At 67.9% G+C, this 22440-nt stretch carries 29 protein-coding genes and 1 tRNA gene; 21 read left to right on the forward strand and 9 right to left on the reverse strand.

Annotation, left to right across the window (positions count from 1 at the left end):
- Window positions 1–46 precede the first annotated feature (46 nt).
- The 6 genes from coaBC (at window position 47) to WDJ57_RS08750 (ending at window position 3567) form a co-directional block, all read left to right on the forward strand.
- Window positions 47–1207 (forward strand): bifunctional phosphopantothenoylcysteine decarboxylase/phosphopantothenate--cysteine ligase CoaBC, encoded by a 1161-nt coding sequence (gene coaBC, locus WDJ57_RS08725; protein ID WP_338905618.1) that lies wholly within the window; start codon window positions 47–49, stop codon window positions 1205–1207.
- Between the two features lie 403 nt (window positions 1208–1610).
- Entirely contained in the window at window positions 1611–2048 is a 438-nt protein-coding gene (locus tag WDJ57_RS08730; protein ID WP_338905620.1) for a type IV pilin N-terminal domain-containing protein, read from the forward strand.
- Between the two features lie 149 nt (window positions 2049–2197).
- On the forward strand, window positions 2198–2767 hold the full coding sequence (gene hpt / locus WDJ57_RS08735) for a hypoxanthine/guanine phosphoribosyltransferase (RefSeq protein WP_338905622.1): 570 nt from the start codon (window positions 2198–2200) through the stop codon (window positions 2765–2767).
- Complete coding sequence (locus WDJ57_RS08740) at window positions 2768–3040, forward strand: hypothetical protein (protein WP_338905624.1); 273 nt, start codon at window positions 2768–2770, stop codon at window positions 3038–3040.
- 34 nt (window positions 3041–3074) lie between these two features.
- On the forward strand, window positions 3075–3371 hold the full coding sequence (locus tag WDJ57_RS08745; RefSeq protein WP_338905625.1) for a hypothetical protein: 297 nt from the start codon (window positions 3075–3077) through the stop codon (window positions 3369–3371).
- A gap of 52 nt (window positions 3372–3423) precedes the next feature.
- Window positions 3424–3567, forward strand: coding sequence for a hypothetical protein (locus WDJ57_RS08750; protein ID WP_338905626.1), 144 nt, complete (start codon window positions 3424–3426; stop codon window positions 3565–3567).
- A gap of 208 nt (window positions 3568–3775) precedes the next feature.
- Here the strand turns inward: WDJ57_RS08750 and WDJ57_RS08755 are convergent.
- The 3 genes from WDJ57_RS08755 to WDJ57_RS08765 form a co-directional block, all read right to left on the reverse strand.
- Window positions 3776–3850 (reverse strand) — tRNA-Met (locus WDJ57_RS08755).
- 69 nt (window positions 3851–3919) lie between these two features.
- The gene (locus tag WDJ57_RS08760) at window positions 3920–4384 is read right to left on the reverse strand and encodes a GtrA family protein (protein ID WP_338905628.1); all 465 of its coding nucleotides are present in this window, start codon (window positions 4382–4384) and stop codon (window positions 3920–3922) included.
- A complete protein-coding gene (locus WDJ57_RS08765) occupies window positions 4381–5145 on the reverse strand; it encodes a glycosyltransferase (RefSeq protein WP_338905629.1) in 765 nt (254 codons plus the stop codon). Before WDJ57_RS08765 ends, WDJ57_RS08760 begins: the two co-directional genes overlap by 4 nt.
- An 87-nt stretch (window positions 5146–5232) precedes the next feature.
- Here WDJ57_RS08765 and WDJ57_RS08770 point away from each other — a divergent pair, with 87 nt between their 5' ends.
- Window positions 5233–7497 carry a DUF2298 domain-containing protein gene (locus WDJ57_RS08770; protein ID WP_338905631.1) on the forward strand — a complete coding sequence of 755 codons (2265 nt, stop codon included), beginning with the start codon at window positions 5233–5235 and terminating at the stop codon, window positions 7495–7497.
- Window positions 7498–7508: 11 nt separating this feature from the next.
- Here WDJ57_RS08770 and WDJ57_RS08775 read toward each other — a convergent pair whose 3' ends face one another.
- Window positions 7509–7769, reverse strand: a complete 261-nt coding sequence (locus WDJ57_RS08775) for an HAH_0734 family protein (protein WP_338905633.1) — start codon at window positions 7767–7769, stop codon at window positions 7509–7511.
- A 132-nt stretch (window positions 7770–7901) separates the two neighbouring features.
- Between WDJ57_RS08775 and WDJ57_RS08780 the strand changes: the two genes are divergently transcribed.
- From WDJ57_RS08780 to WDJ57_RS08815, 8 genes are all read left to right on the forward strand, one after another.
- Entirely contained in the window at window positions 7902–8684 is a 783-nt protein-coding gene (locus tag WDJ57_RS08780) for a helix-turn-helix transcriptional regulator (protein WP_338905635.1), read from the forward strand.
- Between the two features lie 115 nt (window positions 8685–8799).
- Entirely contained in the window at window positions 8800–9132 is a 333-nt protein-coding gene (locus WDJ57_RS08785; protein WP_338905637.1) for a hypothetical protein, read from the forward strand.
- Between the two features lie 284 nt (window positions 9133–9416).
- Window positions 9417–9698 (forward strand): 50S ribosomal protein L44e, encoded by a 282-nt coding sequence (locus WDJ57_RS08790; RefSeq protein ID WP_338905639.1) that lies wholly within the window; start codon window positions 9417–9419, stop codon window positions 9696–9698.
- A gap of 2 nt (window positions 9699–9700) precedes the next feature.
- Window positions 9701–9874 (forward strand): 30S ribosomal protein S27e, encoded by a 174-nt coding sequence (locus tag WDJ57_RS08795; RefSeq protein WP_338905641.1) that lies wholly within the window; start codon window positions 9701–9703, stop codon window positions 9872–9874.
- Window positions 9871–10671 carry a translation initiation factor IF-2 subunit alpha gene (locus tag WDJ57_RS08800; protein ID WP_338905643.1) on the forward strand — a complete coding sequence of 267 codons (801 nt, stop codon included), beginning with the start codon at window positions 9871–9873 and terminating at the stop codon, window positions 10669–10671. The genes WDJ57_RS08795 and WDJ57_RS08800 overlap by 4 nt, the downstream gene beginning before the upstream one ends.
- Before the next feature lie 7 nt (window positions 10672–10678).
- Entirely contained in the window at window positions 10679–10861 is a 183-nt protein-coding gene (locus WDJ57_RS08805; RefSeq protein WP_338905645.1) for an RNA-protein complex protein Nop10, read from the forward strand.
- Window positions 10862–10866: 5 nt separating this feature from the next.
- A complete protein-coding gene (locus tag WDJ57_RS08810; RefSeq protein ID WP_338905647.1) occupies window positions 10867–11616 on the forward strand; it encodes a proteasome assembly chaperone family protein in 750 nt (249 codons plus the stop codon).
- 43 nt (window positions 11617–11659) lie between these two features.
- The gene (locus WDJ57_RS08815) at window positions 11660–12265 is read left to right on the forward strand and encodes a J domain-containing protein (protein WP_338905649.1); all 606 of its coding nucleotides are present in this window, start codon (window positions 11660–11662) and stop codon (window positions 12263–12265) included.
- On the opposite strand, the gene WDJ57_RS08820 is transcribed toward WDJ57_RS08815, so the two are convergent.
- Window positions 12262–13593, reverse strand: a complete 1332-nt coding sequence (locus tag WDJ57_RS08820; protein ID WP_338905651.1) for an MFS transporter — start codon at window positions 13591–13593, stop codon at window positions 12262–12264. The two genes, WDJ57_RS08815 and WDJ57_RS08820, sit on opposite strands and share 4 nt — an antisense overlap.
- A 102-nt stretch (window positions 13594–13695) precedes the next feature.
- Between WDJ57_RS08820 and WDJ57_RS08825 the strand changes: the two genes are divergently transcribed.
- Both WDJ57_RS08825 and WDJ57_RS08830 read left to right on the forward strand, forming a co-directional pair.
- Entirely contained in the window at window positions 13696–14292 is a 597-nt protein-coding gene (locus tag WDJ57_RS08825) for a DUF6663 family protein (protein WP_338905652.1), read from the forward strand.
- A 42-nt stretch (window positions 14293–14334) separates the two neighbouring features.
- Window positions 14335–14778, forward strand: coding sequence for an acyl-CoA thioesterase (locus WDJ57_RS08830; RefSeq protein ID WP_338905653.1), 444 nt, complete (start codon window positions 14335–14337; stop codon window positions 14776–14778).
- Between the two features lie 218 nt (window positions 14779–14996).
- Here the strand turns inward: WDJ57_RS08830 and WDJ57_RS08835 are convergent, their stop codons facing one another.
- Together WDJ57_RS08835 and WDJ57_RS08840 are read right to left on the reverse strand one after the other, a co-directional pair.
- Window positions 14997–15719 carry a hypothetical protein gene (locus WDJ57_RS08835; protein WP_338905654.1) on the reverse strand — a complete coding sequence of 241 codons (723 nt, stop codon included), beginning with the start codon at window positions 15717–15719 and terminating at the stop codon, window positions 14997–14999.
- A 310-nt stretch (window positions 15720–16029) separates the two neighbouring features.
- Window positions 16030–17217 (reverse strand): threonine synthase, encoded by a 1188-nt coding sequence (locus tag WDJ57_RS08840; protein WP_338905655.1) that lies wholly within the window; start codon window positions 17215–17217, stop codon window positions 16030–16032.
- Between the two features lie 67 nt (window positions 17218–17284).
- On the opposite strand from WDJ57_RS08840, the gene WDJ57_RS08845 reads away from it, so the two are divergent.
- Window positions 17285–18550: an NAD(P)/FAD-dependent oxidoreductase gene (locus tag WDJ57_RS08845; protein ID WP_338905656.1), complete on the forward strand. Its 1266-nt coding sequence runs from the start codon at window positions 17285–17287 to the stop codon at window positions 18548–18550.
- 12 nt (window positions 18551–18562) lie between these two features.
- Here the strand turns inward: WDJ57_RS08845 and WDJ57_RS08850 are convergent, their stop codons facing one another.
- Window positions 18563–18712, reverse strand: coding sequence for a hypothetical protein (locus WDJ57_RS08850; protein WP_338905657.1), 150 nt, complete (start codon window positions 18710–18712; stop codon window positions 18563–18565).
- A gap of 251 nt (window positions 18713–18963) precedes the next feature.
- Window positions 18964–19647, reverse strand: coding sequence for a metallophosphoesterase (locus tag WDJ57_RS08855; protein WP_380629438.1), 684 nt, complete (start codon window positions 19645–19647; stop codon window positions 18964–18966).
- A 68-nt stretch (window positions 19648–19715) separates the two neighbouring features.
- On the opposite strand from WDJ57_RS08855, the gene WDJ57_RS08860 reads away from it, so the two are divergent.
- From WDJ57_RS08860 to WDJ57_RS08870, 3 genes are all read left to right on the forward strand, one after another.
- Window positions 19716–20837: a pyridoxal phosphate-dependent aminotransferase gene (locus WDJ57_RS08860; protein WP_338905659.1), complete on the forward strand. Its 1122-nt coding sequence runs from the start codon at window positions 19716–19718 to the stop codon at window positions 20835–20837.
- 283 nt (window positions 20838–21120) lie between these two features.
- Window positions 21121–21510 carry a hypothetical protein gene (locus WDJ57_RS08865; protein ID WP_338905660.1) on the forward strand — a complete coding sequence of 130 codons (390 nt, stop codon included), beginning with the start codon at window positions 21121–21123 and terminating at the stop codon, window positions 21508–21510.
- Between the two features lie 65 nt (window positions 21511–21575).
- Window positions 21576–22439 (forward strand): UbiA family prenyltransferase, encoded by an 864-nt coding sequence (locus WDJ57_RS08870; protein ID WP_338905661.1) that lies wholly within the window; start codon window positions 21576–21578, stop codon window positions 22437–22439.
- The last annotated feature ends 1 nt before the right edge of the window (window position 22440 follow it).

Genomic DNA, 22440 nt, shown 5'->3' on the forward strand with positions numbered 1-22440 from the left:
CGCGGACGCACCCGCATTTATACCGGAGCGCCCCCGCAGTAGGAGTATGCTGGAGGGAGTGAACGTCGCCCTGGGCGTCACCGGGTCGATAGCGGCGGTCAAGACGGTCGAACTCGCCCACGAACTCCGCCGTCAGGGCGCGTCGGTCCGGGCGGTCACCACGTCGGCCGCGGAGGGCATCATCCACCCGTGGGCGCTGGAGTTCGCAACCGACAACCCCGTCGTCACCGAGATCACCGGCAGCGTCGAGCACGTCGAACTCTGCGGCCGCGACGGCTGGGCGGACGTGTTGCTGGTCGCGCCGGCCACCGCCAACACCGTCGGGAAGATGGCCGCGGCCATCGACGACAGCCCGGTGACGACGTGTGCGACGACCGCATTCGGTGCCGACCTCCCCATCGTCGTCGTCCCGGCGATGCACGAACCGATGTACGACCACCCCGGCGTGCTGGACGCCCTGGACCGTCTGGAGGAGTGGGATGTCGCCTTCGTCGACCCCCGCGTCGAGGAGGGCAAGGCCAAAATCGCCGCCGAGGACGACATCGTGACCGGCGTCGCGCGCGCGACGACCGAGCAGACCCTGGCCGACAGACACGTCGTCGTCACCAGCGGCGGGACGACGGAGTCTATCGACCCCATCCGGACGCTCTCGAACCGCGCGTCCGGCAGGACCGGCCGCGCCGTCGCCCGGGCCTGCTACGTCCGCGGGGCCGAGGTGACGCTGGTCCACGACGGTCCCAACGTCCCCTGGGCGACCGTCGAGACAGTCGAGAGCGCCGCCGAGATGCTCGCCGCCGTCGAGGCACACGCCGACGACGCCGACGCGCTGGTCTCCGCGGCGGCCATCTCCGACTACACCGTCGAGTCCAGCCCCGAGAAAATACGCTCGGGCCAGGACGAACTCGCCCTCGAACTCGAACCGACGCCGAAACTCATCGACACAATCCGCGAGTCACACCCGGACCTGCCCATCGTCGGGTTCAAGGCCGAGAGCGACGGCGACGACGCGGCCATCGCAGCGAAGGCCCGCGAGATACTCGACCGGGCGGGCCTCTCGTTCGTCGTCGGCAACGACACGAGCGTCATGGGCGAGGAGCGCACGCGCGCGCTCGTGGTCCGCCGCGACGACTACGACGTCTTCGAGGGGACGAAGACGGCGCTGGGCGGCCGGGTCGCCGACGAACTCGCCGCGACGCTCGCTCCCTGAGTTGGAGTTCGCGGCGCGCGCCCGTCTGACGCAGTTCCGCGCGCCGGGCGCGCGCGGCGAAAATTGCCGCCTCTAGACGGCACTGGTGGCGGGACCGGGGGCCGAACGTTCGCCGACAGGATGGTGAACGTGACATTCAGTCTTTAATACATCAGCTGCGACACTGTCGCCACGTCGAACAGATAGACCAGTGGCGAAAGCTGGGACTGTCCGGAATAACCGCAATACGTCCCGAGTGTGCCGCATATCATACGTGATAATTGGAGAGTGCGGTCGGCACTGCGATTGTCCCTCGACTAGAGGTGTTTTCTGGGACTGAAGTAACCACCAAGCAATTGCCTGAATTACACTTTGTGATAATACGACCCTAACTAATATATAGGCTGCAAGGTAACCGCCGCCTATGCGTCTGAGACAGATACTGGACGACGACAGTGCGGTCAGCCCGGTCATCGGGGTTATCCTGATGGTCGCAATTACGGTCATTCTGGCCGCGGTCATCGCATCGTTCGTGCTCGGACTCGGTCCGAGTGAAGCAGCACCGAGCGCGCAGTTCGAGTTTGAAACCAACTCGACGAACAGCAGCTACGTCGACATCAGTCACCAGTCGGGTGACAAAATCGACGCATCGACGCTGTATACACGGGGAACCCTGAACGGCAGTGACGTCCACTGGAGTAATAACTCCAGTTCGGGAGCCTACATCACCGATGCAATCTCGGGCGACGAGGTTGCGTCGGGCGACCGCATTACCGTCGACGCAGGGACGCAGGATTGGGAACTCACAGTCGTTTGGGAGAAGGACGACCAGTCCAGCGAACTGGCGTCACAGTCGGCATAACAACGCACTCGCCGGGGTTTGTTTTACCGCACCCGCCACGGTTCCTTTTATTGGTAGCGAATATTCTGGTAGTCGGGAATATTATGCCCGACCGGCTGTCGGCCGCGGCCTAACAGGGGATTTTTACGCTGGCTCGCAGTAGCGCGGGCATGCACCAGCTCAGAGAGTCGCTGCTCGAAGCCCCCATCATCGAGAAGGAGGGCTACCACTACTTCGTCCACCCCATCAGCGACGGTGTGCCGATGCTGCGCCCCGAACTCCTGCGGGAGATCGTCATCCGAATCATCCGGAAGGCCGACATCGACGACGTCGACAAGATCGTCGCGCCCGAGGCGATGGGTATCCACATCTCCACGGCAGTCTCGCTGATGACCGACATCCCGCTGGTCGTGGTGCGCAAGCGCTCCTACGGCCTCGACGGCGAGGTGTCGCTCTCGCAGGTCACCGGCTACTCCGAGGGTGAGATGTACATCAACGACGTCTACGAGGGCGACCGGGTGCTCATCCTCGACGACGTGCTCTCCACCGGCGGGACCCTCCGCGGTATCACCAGCGCGCTGGACGACATCGGCGCGGACATCGCCGACATCGTCTGCGTCATCAAGAAGGCCGACGGGGAGAACAAGGTTGCCGACGCCGGCTACGAACCGAAGACGCTCATCAACGTCGTCGTCGAGGACGGCGAAGTCGTCATCGTCGACGAGGACGGGGACGGATAGATGACCGACCGCGAGGAACTGCTGGCGTCGCTGCACGACCACCTCGCGGCCACCGAGGAGCGGCCGCTGGAGACTGCAGCGAACCGCTGGCTCGGCGAAGCACAGGCCGTCGCCGCCGACCTGGCAACGGCCGACCTCGACGACGAGACCGTTCGCAAGCGCACCGAGAAGGTGCTGGACCTGCTGTCGGAGGTCGACGGCACCGGCGACGAGACGGCCGACGAACACGTCGAGGCCGCCCGCCGCGCCGCCGAGCGCGTCCTCGACCAGTAACACCGCTTTTGTCCCCGGCGACGGACGTTCCGCCATGGCCGACGACCCCGAGAAGACCCTCCAAGACTGGAAGGCGGAGATGCAGGCCGAACACGACGACGCCATCGCCGACCCTGACCCCGACGCCGACCACCGCATCGAGGGCGTCGCGCAGGTCAACTACCGCGTCTACTACGAGTACGACGCCGACGCGGACGCACTCGAACGGACGCGCGAGGAGCAGGTGAACGACCTCACCGACCCCGAACTGCACTCCTGTGCCTGCGGCGTCCGCGGGATGACGCCCGACGAGGCCCGCCAGCACATGCGCACCGCCCACGACCAGTCCTGACACGTCGCTGTCACCCGGTATCTCTATTCCCGTCAGGCACGTACCCCGGACCATGTGGGCGCTCGTGGTGTTGCAGATCGGACTGGAGGAGAGCCGCGGGATCGCAGACCTGGCGCTCGCGCTCCTGCTCATGTTCCTCGTCTTCGCCTCGGTTGCCGTCCTCGGCCGGCTGTTCGACTGGCTGATGTCCTACTGAGGCGGCTGGCTCGGGGGACCCCAGTCCTCTGTCGACGCTCCCGGACTCGTCGCTCAGCGGTGAGTTCGTGAAAGGAGCGGGAGGTGGATTCGAACAACGCGAAACACTCGCTGACGCTCGCGTTTCTCTCGTTCAAATCCACGCCGCGACGACTCACTCACGAGCGTTGCGCCGAGATGAAACTCGGCGCGTGTGAGTTCGTGAGAAGTAGCGGGAGGTGGATTTGAACCACCGATCTGCGGGTTATGAGCCCGCCGGAATCTCCTGGCTATCCCATCCCGCTACCCATTCGTAACTCCGGTTTGCGTTTAAGGATTGTGATTACCGGGCCGTCCGTGACATTCTCCCGTGCTCACTCCAGGTGGACCTGCCACGTGAACAGGCTCTCGAAGACGTAGTTGACCGACATCGCGACGGCGATGGCGATAGGACTCGCCGCGAGGAACCACAGGTCGGTGCCAGCGATTTCGAGAGTCACGTCGAGATAGCGCACCAGGAACCAGTAGACCGTCAACTGGACCGTGACGCCGCCGGAGCGGACGAGGTGTGACTTTCCCAGTCGCTTCAGGAAGGGCCAGCGACCCGCGGCCCCCTGGTCGGCGAACGTCCAGTGCTCGTTGACCAGGAACATCACGACGATGGCCGTCTCGACGCCGGCGGCCTTCGCCCACAGTTCGGGCACGCCGGCGAGGAGGTGCAGGGCCGTCAGCACGGTGTTGTCGCTGATTGCGCCGACGACGCCCACCGAGACGAACTGGCCGAAACGGGCCCCCGAGAGGAGCGACTCCAGCGACGAGGGCAGCGAGCGGTCGCTCATTCCCGGTCGACCAGTGCCGGCGAGTCGTCCCGGCGAGCGGCGATGGCGGCGTGGAGCCGGCTATCGCTGAGGCGTTTCGCCCGATGGCGAGCGGTGAGCAGCGCGCGGCCGAGGCGCAGCGAGTCGCGAACAGGCGAGACCGTCGACCCGGGACGGTCGTGCCACTCGACGGGGACCTCGCGGACGCGGTAGCCCATCGCGCCGGCGATGGCGACCAGTTCCACGTCCCAGGCGAACCCCGGTTCGTAGATGTGCTGGCGGACCTTCGCCCACGCGTCGGCGTCGATGGCCTTCGCACCGCACTGGTAGTCGTAGAGTGGAACCGAGAGCAGGCGGCGGGCGAGCCACGCGAACCCGTCGCCGAGGTACCGGCGGGCGAGCGTCTGGTGACTTGCGACCGTCGCCTCCGGGTGCCGGCGCGACCCCACGGAGAGACCGACCTGGCCGTCCCGGACCGGCTGGACCACCTCGGCGATGGAGGTGGCCGGCGTCGCACCGTCGGCGTCGGCGAAGGCGAGGACGTCCGTCGACAGGGCTTCGAAGCCGGCGGTGACGGCCGCGCCCTTCCCCCGGCGGTAGGGGACGGCGTTGACCTCGGCCTCTAAGTCGGCGAGCGCTTCCGGCACCCCCTCGCGGGGGGCGTCGAGTTCGATGCGGAGCGTCGAGAGGTCCAGTGCGTCGTGGAGGGCGCGCACGTACGCGGAGAGACGGTCCACGTCGGGCCGGTAGGCGGGGACCACGAGTCCGACAGCGGGCGTCATTGGCCGAATACACCACAGCGCCCAGTAAAAACCGTTCGACTCGGAGTTCACAAGACGTATGGTCCGCGGTCACGGTGACTTTCGGTGATGGAGTTCGGCCTCGTCGCCCTCTGGATTGCTGCCCTCCTGTTGCTCGGACTGCTCGCGCTCCCCGTCACCTCCTGGCTGCTGGCCGACCTCGACGCCGGCCCCTTCGCCGTGCCGCTGGCGCTCGCGACGCTGACCCTCGTCGGTCACCTCGTCGGGCACATTGGCTTTCCCTGGCCCGCGCTCGCGGCCGGACTGGTCGTGCTGGCGGGCGCGTCGGCGCTGGCGATTCGCCGCGTCACCCCGGCCTACCGGAGTTTCGGCGAGGGCGCGGTCGTCTTCGTGCTCGCCTTCCTGCTCGTCGTTGGCATCCGCGGGTTCGACCCCGCCGCCGCGCCGCTGCCGCTGGCCGTCGGCGAGAAGTTCCTCGACTTCGGGATGCTGAAGACCTTAGAGCGGGCGGGGACGCTCCCCCCGGAGGACTTCTGGTTCGCCGGCGAACCGGTGCGCTACTACTACGGCGGCCACCTGACGACGACGCTTGTGGCGACGCTGACCGGGACCGCCCCGAAGTTCGCGTACAACCTCGGGCTGGCCGGGTTCTACGCGACGCTGGTCTCGACCGCCTACGGTCTCGCGGGGTCGATTGCGCTCCCCACGGGCGTGCCGCGGCGGCTCGCGGCCGGCTTCGGTGCCTTCTTCGTCGGCGTCGCGGCGAACCTGGTGACGGCGACGAAGGTCCTCGTGTGGTTGCTCCCCGACGCCGCCGCAGGGCTGGTCGTCGACGTCACGGGGCTCCCGAGCGACGCGACGTCGTGGTCGCCGGGCGAGTTCTACTACTTCGACGCCAGCCGGGTCATCCCGACGGACCCGAGCGTCGCCGACACCTACCCCGCCGCCACGGAGTTCCCCTTCTTTGCCTGGCTCAACGGCGACCTCCACGCCCACATGATGAGCCAGCCGCTCATGCTGCTCGCCGGCGGACTGCTGCTCGCGTACTGGCGGCTGCCGGCCGACAACCGCCGGCGACGGCTGCTCGTGCTGTTCGGCCTTCTGGGGCCGCTGGCGGGCGTCGTCGGCTTCACGAACCTCTGGTCGCTGCCGACCGTCGGCGGCCTGACGATGCTCGCTGTGGGGCTCGCACCAGCCTCGCCGGCCAGCCTGCTACCGGCGCGGTACGCGGAGCGGCTGCCGGGCGGGGACAGTCCCGTAACCCGGGAACTCCGTCGCGCGGTCCTGGCGATTGTGGTCGCCGTCGTCGTCCTGCTGGTGGGGCTGGTCTGGACGGCCCCGTTCTGGCCGGTGGTGCTGGGCGGCCCCGGCCGGACGGTGGGTCTCTGGCAGGCGTGGACGCCGCTGGGGAACCTGCTGCTGGTCAACGGCGCGTTCCTGGCCGTCTTCTTCGTCGCCCTGGCGCGGCGGACGGGGGCCACGGTCGAGCGCCCGGGGAAGGTCCTGGCCGGGTTCCTCGTGGTCGTGGCTGCCGGCGTCTTCTTCGGCTTCCCGGCACTGGGCATCGTCGCGCCGCTGCTGGTCACCGCCTGGTGGCTCTGTCGCAGCCAGGACGACGCCGGGTTCGAACTCGCCCTCGTGATGGCGGGCGCGGGGCTGGTGCTCGTCGTCGAACTGGTGACGATCCAGGGCGAGCGGTTCAACACCATCTTCAAGCCGTACTCGCAGGTGTGGCTGTTCTGGGCGACGGCGGCCGGCGTGTTGCTGGCGCGGCTTGTGACCGGCTGGCCGGCCGACCGCCTCGCGGTCCCGCGCGAGCGCCTGCGCCGCACCGGGAGCGTCCTCGCCGTCGTGCTCGTCCTCTCGACGCTGGTCTACCCGGCGTTCGCGCTGCCGGCCCACGTCGGCGGTGCGGGCCAGACCGTCCAGACGGAGGGGCCGACGCTGGACGCGACGGCCTACCTCGACGTCGAGTTCCCGCGGGACGCGCCGGCCATCCGCTGGCTGGACGCGCGGGAGGGCCAGCCCACCATCGTCACGGCCGCGCCCGGCACCTACCGGTGGAACCCCGACGACGGGAAGGGTGCGAGCGCGCCGGCGAGCCTGACCGGGCTCCCGGCCGTCCTGGGGTGGTTCCACGAGGAGCAGTACCGCGGCAGCGAGGACTACGAGGAGCGACTGGGCGACGTGGAGGACATCTACACGACGGACGACAGCGACTACCAGCGCCGGCTGCTGGAGTTCTACGAGGTGGAGTACGTCTACGTCGGACCGGCCGAACGGGCGGCGTACGGGGAGATAACAGTCGGGAACGCCGCGGGGGTCAGGGTCGTCCGTGAGTTCGAGAGCGTGACGATATACCGCGTCGCGTAGGCCGGGCGTCGCTACGCGTCGGCCTTCTTCTTGATGACGGTGACGGCGTCGGCGTCGATGGCGTCGACGTCGAGGTGGTTGGAGATGTACTGGCGGCGCTCGTAGGCCTCCTCCTCGTCGGGTTTGCCGATGGTACACCAGAGCTGCGGGCGGTCCGGGCCGTGCCAGTCGCCGTTGCGGTTGATGCCGAAGCAGACCCACTCCTCGTCGTCGTACTCGATGACAGCGCCCTTCCGGATGCCGGGGTCCCCGTGGATGATGAGCTTCTTCATACTCCCGCGTTCGCAAGATGTGTACTTAGGGACTTCGAACCCGCGAGCCGAGGAATACCGCCGCCGGAGGGCCGTCGTCACTGTCCGGGTAAAGGCAATCGTTATCGGAGAGGGCCGAGATGGCTTCGACAGATGGACCAACGCACCGCGGACGTCCAGTTCCTGACGCACTCCCCGAACCGGGGGTCGGTACTCCGCGTCGTCGCCGAGGAGGGGCCGCTGGACCGGTACGACATCGAGGAGCGGGTCGACGCCACGCGCCGGACCGTGGTCCGGAACCTGAACGAACTCGCCGACCGCGGGTTCGTCACCGAGACAGACGCGGGCGTCCGCCCGACGTCGCTGGGGGCGTTCCTCGCGGAGAGTTACGACCAGTTCGTCACCGACACGGCGCTGGCGGACCGCCTGGCACCCTTTCTCCAGCACGTCCCCCCGTCGCTGTTCGACCTCGACCCCCGGCACCTGGCCGACGCCGACGTGCTCACCGCGAGCGAGACCAGCCCGTACGCGATTCTCGACCGCACGCTTGAGTTGCGCCGCAGGGCCAGCACCATCAGCGAGATAGCACCGGCGGTCGAGAAGCAGAGCATCGAGCAACTGGCGCGGCGGGTCAGGAGCGGCGAGGACCTGGAGATGACGACCATCATCCCGGCGGACGCCGCCGAGGACGCGATGACGAACCCGGACTACCGGGAGGCCCACCTCGAAACGCTGCGTGCCGAGGGCGTCGAGATGTTCGCCCACCCCGAGCGCATCCCGCTGTTCGTCGGCGTCCTCGACGAGACGACGGCACTCGGGTCGATCAGGGACGGCCGGCCGAACGCACTCGTGACGACCACCGACCCGGCCGCCAGGGAGTGGGCCGAGGAGACAATCCAGGCGTACAAATCGCGGTCGGAACCGCACACGGCCTGACCGGAGATATTTAATCCAGGAACCGGAACATGAACGCAAAGAGCGTCCAGATGTCAGGGCTTGTCATTCGGAAACGCGTCATCACTAACTGCGAGTTCGAGAGATATCTGATGCAATGAATACCGGCTGGGCCGAGGAGTTGCAGTCGGTCCCGAACCTCGACACGCAACTCAAGTTGCTGTCGCGGCGGGAGCGGCGGCTCGTCCTCCGGGAGCTACTGCTCGATGGAGACCCCTTCGAGGTGGCCGACGTGATGGACGAGGGGACGGCCGAGTCCGAACAGGTCACGTACGAGCACGACCACCTGCCCAAACTGGAGTCGGCGGGGTACATCGAGTGGAACCGGCTGACCGGCCAGATAGCGCGGGGGCCGCAGTTCCGCGAAATCGTTCCGCTGCTGGAACTGCTCGAGGAGCACGCCGACGACCTGCCGACGGACTGGCCCTGAACAGACAGTCGCAGAGCGGCGGCCGGTGCGTGCGTTTGAGTGGTCACTGCAACTGTTGAATAGTCAGTGAAGAGCGTTACAGACCAGTGATTGCGAGCAAGGCGAAGCCACTGATTGTGTAGCCGCTCGCCCGTCTTCGTTTACTATTCAGTTCTTGTGCATATCACTCTGCGCTCTTTCGTCATGCCGAGACGGCTTCGCCGTCTCGTAGCACAGCAAAAAGTGGCCGGCAATCGTTTGGGTTTTAAACGCTGGTGTCCAACACCGCCGCAAGGTCGATATCTATGGAGATGCCACGCCGGATGAACACGTACTGTCCGCACTGCAACGAACACCACGAGCACGAGGTCGAGAAGGTCCGCTCGGGCCGCTCGTCGGGCATGAAGAAGGTCAACGACCGCCAGCGCAAGCGAAACAGCGGCATCGGGAACGACGGCAAGTTCTCGAAGGTGCCCGGTGGGGACAAACCCACGAAGAAGACACAGCTCACCTACCGCTGTGGCGAGTGCGGCAAGGCCCACCAGCGCAAGGGCTGGCGCGCCGGCCGCCTCACGTTCCAGGAGTAAGTATGGCAGGGAGCTTCTACAAGGTCGCCTGTCCGGACTGCGAGAACGAACAAATCGTCTTCGGGAAGGCAGCCACCGAGGTCGCCTGCGAGGTCTGTGGGCACACGCTCGCACGGCCGACCGGCGGTGAGGCCGTCCTCGAAGGCGAGGTCACGGAGACCGTCGAGGCGCGATGAAGTTCAGCGGCTGGCCCGACCCCGGCGAACTCGTCGTCGGGCGGATCGACGAAATCGAGGACTTCGGCGTGTTCGTCGACCTGCTGGAGTACGAGGACAAGCGTGGCCTCTGTCACATCAGCGAGGTCGCCTCCGGCTGGATCAAGAACGTCCGCGACCACGTCAACGTCGACCAGCGGGTCGTCGCGAAGGTGCTGGACGTCGACGAGAGCTCACAGCAAATCGACCTCTCGCTGAAGGACGTCAACGACCACCAGCGCAAGGAGAAGATACAGGAGTGGAAAAACGAGCAGAAGGCGGACAAGTGGATGGCCATCGCCTTCAGCGAGGACATGGACGACGAGCAGTACGCGGCCATCGCAAACGAACTGCTCGCGAACTTCGGGTCGATGTACGACGGCTTCGAGCAGGCCGCCATCCACGGCACCGAGGCCTTGGAGGAGACGGACCTCTCCGAGGAGGAGGTCGAGGCCATCGTCCAGACGGCCCGCGAGAACGTCTCCGTGCCGTACGTCAACGTCACCGGCTACGTGGACCTGGAGTGCCCGACTGGCGAGGGCGTGGACGTCATCAGGGAGGCGCTGCAGGCCGCCGAGGGCAACGGCGAGGTGCCCGAGGAAATCCAGCTCGAAGTGACCTACGTCGGGTCGCCGGAGTACCGCATCGAGGTGCAGGCACCCGACTACAAGACGGCCGAGGCCCACCTCGAGGAGAGCGCCGAGCGGGCGCGCAGCGTCGTCGAGCAACACGGTGGCACCGGGCTCTACCACCGCGAGCGTAACGAAGACGACGAGTAGCGGCCCCGTGAAATCCGACATTCTCGTCTGTTCTGACTGGAAGCACGCCCACGAGCGGCCGGTCTACACGCTCGGGGAGACCTGCCCGGACTGTGGCGCGGCAGCTGTCAACAGCGCGCCGGCGCCGTTCAATCCCGAGGACCCCCACGGAAAGTATCGACGCGCACTTAAGCGCCGCAACCGGGAATAGACGGTATGGACGAATTCGAGATCGAGGCAGTCGCCGAGCCGGAGCTCACCGACCCGGTGCTGGTCGAGGGGCTGCCAGGCGTCGGCCACGTCGGGAAACTCGCCGCCGAGCACCTCGTCGAGGAGCGCGACGGCGACCTCGTGCGCCGCGTCTACTCGACGCATCTCCCCCCGCAGGTCAGCGTCGAGGACGGCCTCACGCAACTGGCCTGCGCCGAGATACACGCCGTGGAGACCGACGGCCAGGACCTGCTGGTGCTGACCGGCGACCACCAGGCACAGGACACCGTCGGCCACTACGGCCTGGCGGACACCTTCCTGGACATCGCCGACGACCTGGGTGCCGAGCGCGTCTTCGCGCTGGGCGGCGTCCCCACCGGCGAACTCATCGAGGAGTACGACGTGGTGGGCGCGACGACCAGCGAGGCCCAGCGCGACGAACTGGAGGAGGCCGGCGTGGAGTTCCGCGGCGACGAACCGGCCGGCGGCATCGTCGGCGTCAGCGGCCTCCTGCTCGGCCTGGGTGAGCGCCGCGACGTGCCCGCTGCCTGTCTGATGGGCGAGACCAGCGGCTACCTCGTCGACCCCAAGAGCGCGCAGGCGGTGCTGGAGGTCCTGCAGGACGTGCTCGGGTTCGAAATCGACTTCTCCTCGCTGGAGGAGCGCGCGGAGGAGATGGAGGAGGTCGTCCGCAAGATTCAGGAGATGGAGCAGTCGCCCGCGCCGACCGACGAGGACCTGCGGTACATCGGCTAGCGCGAGCGAGAGATTCTTACTGGTCCCCGCCGTATCCGCCTCCGTGTTCGAGGACGTGGTAGCGGGGTTGCCGCCGTGGCTGGTCACGGGGGTGCTGCTGGGACTGTGCGGCACGCTCGTCGTCGCCGGGGCCTTCCTCGCTGCCGAGTGGCTGATTCCGGGCGAGCAACAGCGGCAACGCCAGCGCCGTAGCGGCGAGTCCCGTCGGCGCATGGAGTTCCGCGAGTACCTCGACGCCATCGACGAACCCTACGCCGAGGGCCACGTCGTCGAGGGCCAACGCGTCGCCTTCTACCTGCCCGAGCGGGACGTCGCCATCACGTTCGACCCGAAGGCGTACTACCGCATCGACCGCTCCGAGACGACGGCGATTCTGGTCGAACACGAGGTGCCCGGCTCGGCGCTCGGCAGCCGCCTCCCCTTCGAGGTGCCCGACGTCAGCTTCGGTCGCCGGGACGGGCGGAGTCGCGTCGACCCCATCACTGCCGCGTTCGCGGAACTGGGCGTGTCCGCCGGTGCGAGCGTCGACGAAGTGAAGCGGGCCTACCGCCGGCGCGTGAAGGACGTCCACCCCGACCAGGGCGGCGATGAGGACGAGTTCAAGCGGGTGCGCGAGGCGTACACGCTGGCGAAGGAACACGCCGACTAGGCGAACGCCGCCGACCGGCGGGTGAGAACCACCAGCGCGGCCACGACGACGGCCGTCAGCAGCGCGCCCAGCAGGAACGGGGCCCAGTAGACGAGCACGTAGATGCCGGTCATCACCGGCGGGCCGACGGTCCGGCCGAGGCTGCCGGCCCCCTGCGTGACGCCGAAGGCGCTGCCCTGGCTGTCCTCCGAGGCGGCGGCGGAGACCATCGACGCCGTGCCGACGTTGAGGAGTCCGTTCCCGCTCGACAGCACCGCGAGGACCAGGAGCAAGGCGAGCAGTTCCGGCGACGCGCCGAGGACGCCCGGAAGGAGAGTCGCGCCGAGGTTCGGCGCGAACGGGAGCGCGAGGAGCGCGAGCAGCAACAGCGACGCGCCGCCGACGGCCAGCCGCGTGTCGGCGTAGCGCCGCGAGAGCGCGCGCACGACGACGCCCTGGTTGAGAACGCCGAGGACGCCGATGTAGGTCAACAGCAGGCCGGCCTGGGCCTCGTCGTAGCCGTAGATGTCGGCGACGAAGGGGATGAAGGCGACCTGGACGCCGGAGAAGGCGAGGGAGACGACGAGGAAGACGAGCACGAGCGGGCGGAGGTCGGCGTCGGCCAGCGCCGCCCGGAACTGTGCGACGAGGCCGCCGCCGCGGGCGGCGCGCCGGGTCCGGTTGGGCTCGGGGAGAAAGAGCGCGGCGGCGACGAACGCGAGCAGGCTCAGCCCCGCCGCGAGGAAACTGGGCAGCGAGAAGGAACTGACGGGGACGAAGCCGGGGAAGATATCGCGGGCCACAGCGACCGCGGGGTCGCTGGCGACGGCCGCGCCGAGGGCGGGACCGAAGACGAAGCCCAGGCCGAACGTCGCACCGACGAGGCCCAGGGCTGCCGCACGTTCTTCGGGGGGCGTCACGTCGGTGATGTACGCCTGCGCGGTAGCGATGTTGCCACCCATCGCGCCGGCGAGCATCCGTGCGGCAAAGAGCGCCCCGAGCGCGCCGACGGTCCCGAACAGCGCGTCGAACTCGCCGCCGAGGCCGAAGATGGTCCAGGCGACGGCGCTGCCGAACACCGAGAGCATCAGGACGGGCCGGCGGCCCCGCTCGTCGGAGATGCGGCCCAGCAGCGGGGCGAAGACGAACTGGGTCAGCGAGTACGACGCCGCCAGCAGGCCGATGAAGACGTCGCTGACGCCGAAACTGCGGACGTAGAAGGGGAGGATGGGGATGATGACGCCGAACCCGAGCAGGTCGATGAAGACGATGCCCAGGACGGTGACCAGCGAGCGACGGCGGGAGACGCCACCGGCCATCTCCGCAGTCGCGGCACGGGGCGTGCTCATGCCCCATCCATCCCCTACCGGTCACTTGGGTGTATCGGACCGGGGGACCGCGAGCGCGGCCGGGATGGGTGTGCTTTTCCGCCCGCCGGTACTACCGGAGGTATGGACGAGGGTCGCTACCGCGTGCTGCCGGGCGAGGACGAGGGGATGGTCCGCCTGCTCGACCGCGAGAGCTACGACCCGATTACTCTGGCAGCGGCGGGCCACGAGGCGGCCGTCGGGGACCTGCGGCCCGGCTACCTCGTCGACGCGACGCTCTCCTGGGCGAGTGCCGACCCGACCGTGGAGTCAGCGTCCGTCGTGCGGCCGACGCTCTATGCCTTCGCCGACGACATCGACCCGGTGTTCGAGGTAGCCGCCGAGACCTGGCGGGACGTGCAGGCGGCCGGCGACGCGATGGGGAGCCGCGTGACGAAGAACACCGACGGCGTGGTCAACGGCGTCGTCTACGTCTTCGCCGAGAACGACGCCGGCGGCCGCTTCGCGGAGTTCCGCGACGGGCGGCGGCCGCTGGAACCGCTGGTCGACCGCGTGAACGACCGCGACGAGGACGGCCCCGCGCCGCGGGAGGTGTTCGTGCTCCGGCCCCCCACCCGCGAGTTCGTCGTCGTCACCATCACGTTCCGGAAGGGCGGCCGTTTCGCCGACACCGTCCGGGACACCTACGATCGGCCGCGGCCGCCGGAACCGCTCGTCTGAGGGCGCGGCGGGCTTTTTCACCCCCGCGGCCGACCGGGTATCATGGCGAGCGTCAGCGAGACTCACATCGAGAACCGCGAGCGGGTGCAACCGAACGACACGAACAACTACGGCTCCGCCCACGGGGGCAACATCATGCACTGGATGGACGAGGTGGGCGCGATCTGCGCGATGCGCCACGCCGGCGAGACCTGCGTGACGGCCCACGTCAACAGCCTCGACTTCGAGCGGCCGGTCCCCCAGGGCGACATCTGCGTCATCGAGGCCTACGCCTACGCGGTCGGGAAAAGTAGCGTCCGCGTCCGTCTGTCGGCCTTCCGCGAGAACCCCCGGACCGGCGAGTCCGAGCGGACCACCGACTCGTACTTCGTGTTCGTCGCCATCGACGACGAGGGGACGCCGACGCCCGTCCCGGAACTGACCGTCGAGTCCGAGCGGTGTCGGGAGTTGCGGGACGCGGCGCTGGCCGGCGAACCCGACCGGTGAGGGCTCGTCGGGATTCGCAAAAGAACCCCCGTGTTCGAGCGCGAATAGTCTGAACGCTGTTAGAACGGCTGTGCGAGATACGCCGCGCGTATCGGTCATCGATTGGGCAAACAATTTCACCGACTCGAATTGCTCAGCACTGGGCATGTGTCAGTCATGCCAGTTCCTGAGTTATTCAGGGGGCATTCTTGCTCTCGAAAATATGCCAACTTTCAGCGTCAGCTTTCTTCGACTTTCGTGACTGACATTGTTGCCCTCCCGAAATCATAGAGTCCGCGGTACTCCACCTCGTAGTAATCGCCTTGATGCTCGATGACACCACCTCTGACCGGCGCATCAACCTCCCACCCGGGAAGAGTAGTACCGTTTTCAATGAGGTATTTGAGATAGTCCCAGGCTCGGCCACTGTGATTTGCAAGATGGGTTACCGTCTGATTCCCAGGCGACTCAATCTGAGTCAGGGACAGACGCTCTCCTTTCCCGGCGCAACAATACGGACCGTCGACAGTAACCTGGTAGTACGTCGTATTTCGCCGCACATATGTCTCTTTTATTCTATCCGTAGACGTGTCTCTCAGAGTCACGAATTCTTCGGGCCATGACCGTACCACATTATTATAGCTGTAGTAGTAATCAGGTGCGTCCCACGCTCTCCCGTCCATCAGACGTATCTCATCCGCAGAAAGCGCCGCATCAAACGCTTGTTGCTGCGTGACGGTGAGGGCAGTATAGTCGACGACCGTGGCATTGTCGGGAATCGTCGGTGAGCGTTCGTCTCCTCCAGATTTTGTACTCGTAGGCGTCCCGGTGTCCGTCGGGCCGTTGCCTCCAGATTCTGAAGTCGTAGGTGTCCCACTGTCCGTCGAGATGCCACCTATACAACCGGCGAGGGTGAGCAGAGCGAGACATAGTATCAAAAGGGGAATTCGTTTCGAGGGCACATGGCCCCGTTTTTGTGTTCTCGGTAAGTATTTTCTGTCCAATAACAGGTGTCGCTGGCGGACACATCGCCAGACCAGCTATAAGGGCACAGTTCGCGCTCTCTATCCAGCACGACGCTGTGAAACTCATTGTAATTTGGTAGAATCATCAGGGTATATTCGCACGCTCGTTCTAACAGCTGATTCATAGGAATCGGTCTGAAACCAACGATGGCTGACTGCTGACTACACGCTCTGAATCGGTCACAGCGATATCGATAGGTCGAAATTCCGCTACGATAGAACGCACGAGAACTGCCGCCAATTCCTGTCAGATACCTTTACTCATCAGGTGGCTACGGAGGATGTCGGCCTCCTTGTTGCCGGTCGTCGGGTTGACGAGGACGACCACGTCGTCGGGGTCGAACGCGCCCTGCTCGGCCAGCGTCTGCGCGCCGCTGTAGGCCGCGCCGCCGGAGGCACCCATCGTGATACCGGCCTCCGCGAGCGTGACCGCGCCTTCGAGAATCGCCTGGTCGCCAGTGGCGACGGCCGCGCCGCCGGTCGCCTCCAGTGCGTCGATGACGCGGGACCCCCCGGCGGGGTCGGGAATCTCCAGCGGCCCGACGATGGTGTCCGGCGTCTCCCAGACCTCGGTGTCCTCGGCACCGTCCTCCCAGGCCGCCGCGATGGGGGCACAGCCGCCGGCCTGCGCGGCGTAGAGACGGGGCTCGCCGTCGACGAGGCCCAACTCGGCCAGTTCCCGCGCGCCGCGGTGGAGTCCGACGAGTTCGGTGCCGTGGCCGGTCGGGTGGACAACGGCGTCGGGCGCGGTCCAGTCGGACTGGGCGGCGATTTCGTAGGCCAGCGTCTTCGCGCCCTCGTGGCGGTAGGGCGTCTCGAACGCCGCGAGCGAGTACCAGTCCTCCTCGCTCATCGCCTCCTCGAAGGCGTCCACGGCGTCGGCGTAGCGCCCGCCGACGACGGACATGTCGCCGCCGTGGACGTTTATCATCGCCTTGTTCACGAACGGGGTGCGAGAGGGGACGAAGGAGTGTGATTCGAGGCCGGCGCGGGCGGCGTAGGCGGCCGCGGCCTGCCCGCCGTTGCCCATCGAGGGGACGGCCACGTCGGTCGCGTCGTGGGTGGCGGCGGCGGCGGTGACCGCGAGCGCCAGCCCACGGTCCAGCGCCGCACCGGTCGTGTTGTGGCCCTCGTCCTTCACGTAGACTTCGGCGACGCCGAGATCGTCGGCGAGGCCGGGGCACGCGACCAGCGGCGTGGCTCCTTCACCCGCGGTGACGAGCGCATCCGCCGGGAAGGGCAGCAGGTCGGCGTAGGCGGCGATGCCGGCGGAGGCGTCGGGTTCGAGGTCCGCCGGCGAGACGTCGGCGGCGTCGTAGTCGTAGGTCGCGTCGAGCGAGCCACCGCAGTCGGGGCAGCGGTGGGCCACGTCCGCGCCGTGGACGGTGCCGCAGTCGGTACAGCGAAGGCCGGCGAAGGCCGCAGTCGTCTCCATACGCCCGCTGGGGACGCTGGCGACTAAGCCCTGTCCGTTTTTGACGCTCGCGCCCGGAGGGAGAGCCATGACAGACGTAGCCGTCGTCGGCGGCGGACTGGCCGGACTGGTCGCGGCGCGGACGCTGGCGGACCGGGGCGAGGACGTGACGGTGTTCGAGCGCAACCCGGACGTCGGCGGGCGGGTCCGCTCTCGTCAGGTGGACGGGTTCACGCTCGACCGCGGCTTCCAGGTCATGTTCACCGCCTACCCTGCCGTCCGACGGGAACTCGACCTCGACGCGCTGGACCTCGGCTACTTCACCCCCGGCGCGACGCTGACGCGGCCGGGCGAGCGCTCGACGCTGTCGGACCCGCTGCGGGACCCCTCCGCGCTGTCGGCGTCGCTTTTCAACCGCGAGGTGAGCACGCTGGACAAACTGCGCGTGCTGAAACTCCGGCGTGACCTCACCGGCCAGTCTGTCGACGCCGCGTTGCGCAACGACACCGAGTCCATCGAGGATTTCCTGGCCGGGCGTGGTTTCTCCGAGCGCTTCCGGCGGAACTTCGCGGCCCCGTTCTACGGCGGCATCACGCTCGACCGCTCGCTGTCCACCTCGCGGGCCGTCTTCGAGTACACCTTCAAGATGCTCAGCGAGGGCAAGACGGCGGTGCCGGCCGACGGGATGGGCGCGATACCGGCGCAACTGGCCGCCAACGCCCGCGACGCCGGCGCGACCGTCGAGGCGGACACGACGGTGGAGGCGGTCGAACCCGACGACGGGGGCGTCGAGGTGACGACGGGGACGGAGACGGTGACCGCCGACGCCGCCGTCGTCGCCACGGACCCGCCGACGGCCAGGGAGTTGACTGGCGTCGAGTCGATTCCGACCGAGGCCCGCAGTTGCGTCACCCAGCACTTCGCGCTGCCGGAGACCCAGCGCCTCGATACGGGCCGGCGGCTGCTGCTCAACGCCGCTAACGACCGGCCCAACACCGTCGCGCCGATGTCCGCCGCCGCGCCGTCGTACGCGCCCGATGACATGCAGTTGCTCAGCGCGACGTTTCTCGGCCAGCAGGACGCCAGTGACGAGGCGCTGGCCGGGGAGGTCCGCGACGCCCTGGCGTCGTGGTACCCCGAGAACCAGTTCTCGAACCTCGAACTGCTGGCGACCGACCGCATCGACTTCGCGCAGTTCGCCCAGCCACCGGGCTTTCGCGCCGGACTCCCGGCGGTCGACGACCCCGAGGGGCCGGTGTACCTCGCCGGCGACTACACCCGCTGGTCGTCGATACAGGGCGCGATGGAGAGCGGCCGCGACGCGGCGCTCGCCGTCGAGAAGGCGCTGTCGTAGTCGTCTCCCGTCTCAGGCTGTCTGGCCGCCGGAGCCGTGGTCCTCCTCGTCCTCGCCGTGGCCCGTCGCCAGCGCCTTCGGGACGTAGACGATGGCCGCGGCGAGCATCAGCAGCAGGACCAGCACCGATGCCCCGACGAACAGGAGTGCAATCTCTACCATACTTTACAATCCACGAGTCCGGAATATGAAAGTAGCGGCTTATTACGGACAAGCACCGTCGTATCCGCGGGCACACAGCAGTCGGGGAGCGGGTCGGGCGCGTCCCGGTAGTCGGTCCGGCACACGATGCAGTCGTCTGACATCGGTCAGTTGTTGCCGGGCGGTGGACATAAGCGATTGCTAACGGGTGTCACACCCGGTTACGGGCCGGTCACCGACGACACGAATCGGCCGTCGGTCCGGCGACGAATCTACAGCCGGTGGCGGAACTCCCCAAGCGGCGGGAAGGAGAGCGTCTCGCCCGCGGCCTCGTCCAGCACGACCGGCGCGAAGGCGTCGGCGTCGGTCACCAGCGGCGACATGAAGTCGGCAGCGCGCATGTCGTTGACCTCGACCCCGCGGAGCAGGCGGTTGAAGGCCGGCAGCATCACCACGTCCGCGCCGCGGTAGACGCCCTCGCCAACGAGATAACAGGGCCGGCGCTGGCCCTCGATGGAGATGGTCGGGTGGTCGTGGCCGACGACGTAGCGCTCGGCGTCGGCGTCGGGCGGTTCGTGGCCGTGACAGACCACGGTGTCGCCGACGCGGTACGCCTGCTCGGACGGCCCGGACCACACCGAGTCGAGCATCGCGTCGTGGTTGCCGGGCGTGACGACGACGCGTGCGCCCGCATCGCGGGCCGCCGCTGCGAGGTCCGCGACGACGCGCTCGACGCTGCGGGTGACCATCTGGAAGGAGTGCAGGAGGTCGCCGGCGACGACCACCTCGGCGGGTTGGTGGGTCGCGACCAGACGCTGGACGCGCTCTATCATGTCCGAGCCGTCGCCGACCGGGAGTTCGAGCGCCGAGGACTCGCCGCGGCCGACGTGGCAGTCCGCGAAGACGAGCGTCTCGTCGAAGACCAGTGCCCGGTCGTCCAGGGTGCAGTCGGCCAGTACGTCCACAGGACGGGGTCGGGGACGAACGGACAAGAGTTATCGGGACCCCGGACCGGAAGTAGAGTATGACAGAGTTCTCTTCGCGCGTCGAGCAGGTATCTATCAGCGGCATCCGCGAGGTGTTCGAGGCGGCCGGCGAGGACGCCATCAACCTCGGGCTGGGACAGCCCGACTTCCCGACGCCGGAACACGCCCGGGAGGCGGCCGTCGAGGCCATCGAGTCCGGGAAGACCGACGCCTACACCTCGAACAAGGGCACGCTCTCCCTCCGGGAGGCAATCGCCGCAAAGCACGAGCGGGACAACGACCTGGATATCGACCCCGAAGACGTCATCGCCACGTCCGGCGGCAGCGAGGCGCTACACATCGCGCTGGAGGCCCACGTCGACGCCGGTCAGGAGGTCGTCATCCCCGACCCCGGCTTCGTCTCCTACGAGGCGCTGACCCACCTCGCCGGCGGGGAGCCGAGGCCGGTCGCGCTGCGCGAGGACCTCACCCTCTCGCCGGCGGCCGTCGAGGACGCGCTCACTGACGACACCGCCGCCTTCGTCGTCAACAGCCCCGCGAACCCGACGGGGGCGGTGCAGTCCGTCGAGGACATGCGCGAGTTCGCCCGCATCGCGGACGAACACGACGTGCTCTGCATCAGCGACGAGGTGTACGAACACCAGGTGTTCGAGGGGGAACACCGCTCGCCGATGGAGTTCGCCGACAGCGACAACGTCGTGCTGGTCAACGCCTGCTCGAAGGCCTACTCGATGACCGGCTGGCGGCTTGGCTGGGTCACCGGGAGCACCGAGCGCGTCGAGCGGATGCTGCGGGTCCACCAGTACGCCCAGGCGTGTGCCAGCGCGCCCGCCCAGTACGCCGCCGAGGCGGCCCTGACCGGGCCACAGGAGCCAGTCAGGGAGATGCGCGAGGCCTTCCGCGAGCGCCGGGACGTGCTGCTGGACGGCCTGGAGTCGATGGGGCTGGAGTGCCCGACGCCGCAGGGTGCCTTCTACGCGATGCCGAAGGTCCCCGACGGCTGGGTCGACGAGGTCATCGACCGCGGCGTCGTCGTCGTCCCCGGCGAGGCCTTCGGGGACGCTGGCGAGGGCTACGCGCGTATCTCCTACGCGACCGACGTCGAGACCATCGAGGAGGCGCTGGAGGTCATGGCGGCGGCGACCGACGCCGTCAGGTAGCGTGCCACCGCGTCACCGCGCGACAGAGGAGTCGCCGAGTCGGTCCCACGTCTCCCGGCACTCGTCGCAGACCCGCCCACGGTAGCCATCGACTGAGTGTGTCTCCAGACTCGTGTCGCACCCACACCGCTGGCATTTCATACGCTCAGTCACGCCTACGTCCCACTTTATTATGATTCGCTTACGTCCGCGAAGACACGGGATACTCGCTGAGACCGCCGCTCGTGGCGACCGGCCGTGACGAAGCCGACAGGTGAATATCCGTCCAGTCCCAACCTGTGCCATGGACCAGCTCTCTCCCCACCACGTGCCGGTCTACGAGACCCCTCAGCAACAGCGCACGCTCTGGGAGCAGTGTGCCGACCACGGTCAGCCCGTCGTCGCCGTCCGCGACGCGCAGCGTGGCTACATCGTCCGCTACGACCTCCAGCACCTCGACCGGGAACTCTCCCGCGGGGCGCTCGACGTGTTGCGCCAGCGCGCCCGCGACTGGCAGCCCTACCCGACGGCGTCGGCGACGAACGCGGCAGCGGACCCGCTCTCCGAAGCCGAGGGTCTCGGCGGCGAGGCCGGGCCGGTCTCCGGGTCGATACACACGCCCAGCGAGGACGCCGCCCGCGACCTCGCCTCGCGGCTGTCGGCGGTCGTCTTCGACCGGTCGCGCTGGCAGTAACGCCGGCAGCGCGGCCCTACCGTTCCCCCGCCGGCTTTTTGTTCGCGTGCGCCGACAGGTAGTGTATGGCAATCGCCCGTCACGAATCCGGGGCGACGGCGGCACTGGCCGCGCTCGCTTCGCAGGTCCACCCCGTCTTCATGCTGCCGCCGCTTGCCAGTACCTGGTTCGGCGCGGTGCTGGCCGGGTCAGTCACGGAGGTCTCCATCGGCCTCGGGACGCTGCACATGATCGCCGCCTTCTTCGCACTCTATACCGCCCACGTCACCGACGGCTACGTCGACTTCTACGTCCGCGAGGAGGACGACGACCACCCGCTGTCGGCGACCGGGTGCAAGGCCGCGCTGGCCGGTGCGAGCGCCGGCTTCGCGGTCTGTCTGGTCGCCATCGGCGCGCTGGTGAACGTCTGGGCCGCTCTGCTGACCCTTCCCGGCTGGCTCATCGCCGTCAACCACGCGCCGCAACTGGACACCAACCCCGTCGGCGCGACGGCGGGCTACCCGCTGGGCATCGGCTTCGCGCTCGTCGGCGGGTTCTACGTCCAGGCGGCCACGCTGACGCCGCTGGTCGTCGCGCTCGCCGTCGTCTTCGTCACCGTCCTCTCTGGCATCAAGGTCATCGACGACGCGAAGGACTACGAGTACGACCGCTCCATCGGCAAGCGGACCGTCGCCGTCGCGCTCGGGCGCGAGCGAGCGCGGACGACCGCCTACGTCCTGATGAGCGCCGGAATGGTCGCGGTCGTCGCGCTGGCGGTGGCGCTACCGGGCATCCCGCCGAGCGCCGGCCTGGCCGCCGTCGCCTTCGGCGCGGTCGCGGTCGTCGCCCGCCGGGCCGAACCCGAACTGGCGACGATGCTGCTCATCCGTGGCTCCTACGTCTTCCTCGCCGTGCTGGTCGCGACGGTGTGGTTCCGGCCGCTGGCGTGAG

This window comes from Salinibaculum sp. SYNS191, from assembly GCF_037338445.1.
GTDB classification, from domain to species: Archaea; Halobacteriota; Halobacteria; order Halobacteriales; family Haloarculaceae; genus Salinibaculum; species Salinibaculum marinum.